This is a genomic window from Streptomyces globisporus, assembly GCF_003501885.1.
Taxonomy (GTDB): domain Bacteria; phylum Actinomycetota; class Actinomycetes; order Streptomycetales; family Streptomycetaceae; genus Streptomyces; species Streptomyces globisporus_D.
On the sequence record NZ_QWFA01000418.1, the window covers coordinates 1 to 3,009 of the forward strand.

The 3,009-nt window shown below is 71.6% G+C and carries 1 protein-coding gene and 3 pseudogenes; 1 reads left to right on the forward strand and 3 read right to left on the reverse strand.

What is annotated here, in order from left to right; translation table 11 throughout:
* The 3 genes and pseudogenes from D3105_RS34075 to D3105_RS34085 all read right to left on the reverse strand — a co-directional run.
* A partial coding sequence (locus D3105_RS34075) for a cellulose binding domain-containing protein (protein ID WP_425315775.1) occupies nucleotides 1-872 on the reverse strand: 872 nt, incomplete at its 3' end.
* 206 nt (nucleotides 873-1,078) lie between these two features.
* Nucleotides 1,079-1,420: pseudogene (locus D3105_RS34080) on the reverse strand (response regulator transcription factor); the annotation flags it as partial.
* A gap of 50 nt (nucleotides 1,421-1,470) precedes the next feature.
* Nucleotides 1,471-2,465, reverse strand: a pseudogene (locus tag D3105_RS34085) (histidine kinase).
* Between the two features lie 150 nt (nucleotides 2,466-2,615).
* Here D3105_RS34085 and D3105_RS34090 point away from each other — a divergent pair.
* Nucleotides 2,616-3,009, forward strand: a pseudogene (locus D3105_RS34090) (hypothetical protein); the annotation flags it as partial.

Below are 3,009 nucleotides of genomic sequence, written 5' to 3' on the forward strand. Positions count from 1 at the left end.
GCGTCGCCGATGGTGCACTTGCCGTTCTGCACGTTGCCGAAGGCGTAGTTGATGTGCGTGATCTTCGCGGCGGTGCCGGACGTCACCAGGTTCTTGACGTGGTAGTTGCGCCCGTAGACGCCCCAGTTGGTGAAGTAGCCCAGGTTGATCTTGTCGCCGCCGGGCTGCTCGCCGCCGCCACCGGTGGTGCGCACGGCGGTGGACGCGGAGGCCGGACCGGTCTGGTCGGCGGTGTCCCGGGCCTGCACGGCGTAGGAGTAGTCGGTGCCCGCGGTCAGGCCGGTGTTGGTGTACGTGGTGCCGGTGACCGTGGCGACCTTCGCGCCGTCGCGCAGGACGTCGTAGTTCTTGATGCCCTTGTCGTCGGTGGCCGCGGTCCAGCTGAGCTTCACCGAGGTGTCGGTGATGTCGCTCGCGGTGGGCTTGCCGGGGGCGGAGGGCGCGTTGTCGCCGGGGACGGAGCCGCCGTCACAGGAGGCGCCGTTCAGCTTGCAGCCCGTGGGGGAGCCGGAGCCGGTGCCGTTGAAGCCGAAGCTGATGCTGGCGCCGGGCGCGACGGTCCCGTTCCAGGAGAGGTTCTTGGCGGTGTAGTGGTTGCCGCTCTTGGTGAGGTTGGCGTCCCAGGCGGAACCAGCGGCGGTGCCCGAGGGGAAGTCCCACTCGATGGTCCAGGAGGAGAGCGCGGTGGTGCCGGTGTTCTTCACCGTCCACTGGCCCTCGAAGCCGCTGCCCCAGTCCGACTTCTTGGTGTACGTGGCGGTGGCCGAGGTGGCGGCCGAAGCGGGGGTGGCGAGCCCCACCATCGCGGCCAGCGGCACGACCAGCGCGGTCAGGCCCGCGACGACCTTGGATCTGCCGCTGACGGCGGGCATCCATCTGAATCTGGAACGGCGTTGGGGGGTTTCAGTGCTCAACGGTGCTCCTCGGGTGAGGTCCAACAAACGGGGGTGATTCGTGGACTGCAAACCCTGCGCCGCCCTGAGTACGGGTGCTCTCGTACTCACCGCAGTGTGTCCGGTGACAGTAGAAAGGTCTGGACCAACCGTCAAGAGGTCTGGACCAAAGATCGATCCCTGGGTCAGATCCCCAACTCCTGTGCCAGCACCGCCGCCTGAACCCTGCTGCGCAGCTTCAGCTTGCCCAGCACCCTGCTGACATGGGTCTTCACCGTGGCCTCCGCCATCGACAGGCGCACCGCGATGTCCGCGTTGGACAGCCCCTCGCCCAGGCACCCCAGCACCTCGCCCTCACGCCGGGTGAGCGTCTCCAGCGCCCTCAGCACCGCGGGATCGGCCGTGCTCCGCTCGCGTACGGCCCCGCCCGCCGTGCCCGCTCCCGCGAACTCGGCGATCAGCCGACGGGTCACCGCCGGGGCGATCAGGCCCTCGCCGCGCCCCACCGTCCGTACCGCCTCCAGCAGGAGCCCCGCGCGCACCGCCGCCTGGTCCTCGGCCACCAGTACCCGGATCATCATTCCCGCATCTCCCTCTCCCGTACGGGCAGTTCGGCCCGCACCCGCCAGATCTTCGCGCCGTCGCCGCCCGGTTCGGCCCCCGCCCCGAACGTCCCGCCGAGCAGCGCCGCCCGCTCCCGCATGCCGACCAGACCCGCTCCCGAGCCGGGCGCCGTGGGCCCGGTCCGGCTGCCGAACGCACTGATCACCTCCACCGTCAGCAGCTCCCCGGTCCGGCCGAGCCGCACCACGACCGGGCCCGGCGCCGCGTGCTTGAGGGCGTTGGTCAGGGACTCCTGCACGATCCGGTACGCGGCCAGCTCGACCGGTGTCGGCAGCGCCTCCGCACCCGGGTCCCGGGTGTCCTCCAGGGTGCAGACGAGCCCGCCGGACGCCCCGTTGGCGCTCGTCTGCTCGATCAGGGTGTCCAGCGCCGTCAGCGTCGGGCAGCGCCGTCAGCGTTCCGCGAGGTCTCCGGTTCGTCGATGGACAGGGCCGCCGTGGAGTGGATCGCCACGGCGGAGAGGTGGCCCGCCACCATGTCGTGGAGCTCCCGGGCCATCCGGGCCCGCTCGGCGATCACCGCCTGCGTCCGGTCCATCTCGGCGAGCCGCGCGGTCTGGGCGGCCGCCAGCCGGGCCGCGTCGGCGGCGGTGCGATGGCTGCGCACACTGACCCCGGTGAGCGCGGGGATGAAGGAGACCAGCCCGATGACCAGGCCGATCAGCAGCGCCTCGGGCTTGCGGAACCAGGCCAGGAAGCCGATCGTCGACGCCACGGTGACCAGCAGCGTGGCCACCGGGAGGCGGCGGGCGGCGGCCGGGGTCCCGTAGAGCACGGCCGCGTACATGACGTCCGTGAACATCAGGATGGTGGCGAGGTTGCCCCGGGGCGCGGAGAAGGGGTGGCCGCCCTGGGTGTGGAGGCCCAGCAGCCACAGCAGCAGCCCCCCGAGCAGCCCGGAGACGGCGAGGGCCACCGCGTCGCGGTCGGGGCGGGTCGAGGTGAGCACCCCTCCATCCAACACGCAGCGCATCCCCTGGACCTCCCTTCGCGGGCCGATCCGCGACTACATCGAAGGATGCAGTGCGGTTTCGTCAGTGCCGACGACGCAACCGCGCCCGGCGGCCGGGAGGCTGGAGGGGAACGGGAGGAGAGAGTCGTGATCGCCCTACTGGTCGTGGCCTGCGAGGTCGCATTCTGGGTTCTGCTGGCCGCCGGACTCGCCCTGCGGTACGTCGCGAGGAAGCCGAGGCTCGGCGCGGCCCTGCTGCTGTGCGAGCCGCTGCTGGAGGTCGTGCTGCTGGTGGTGACGGCCATCGACCTGAAGAGCGGGGCCGAGCCGGACTGGAAGCACGGCCTGGCCGCCGTCTACATCGGCTTCACGGTGGGCCTCGGCCACCACACCATCAAGAAGGTGGACGCCTGGGTCGCCCACCGCTGGTTCGGCGGCCCGCCGCCGGTCAAGCCGCCGAAGTACGGCACGGCCCGCGCGATCCACGAGTGGCGCACGGCCGCCCGCTGGATCCTCGCCGCGGTGGTCGCCCTGGCCCTGC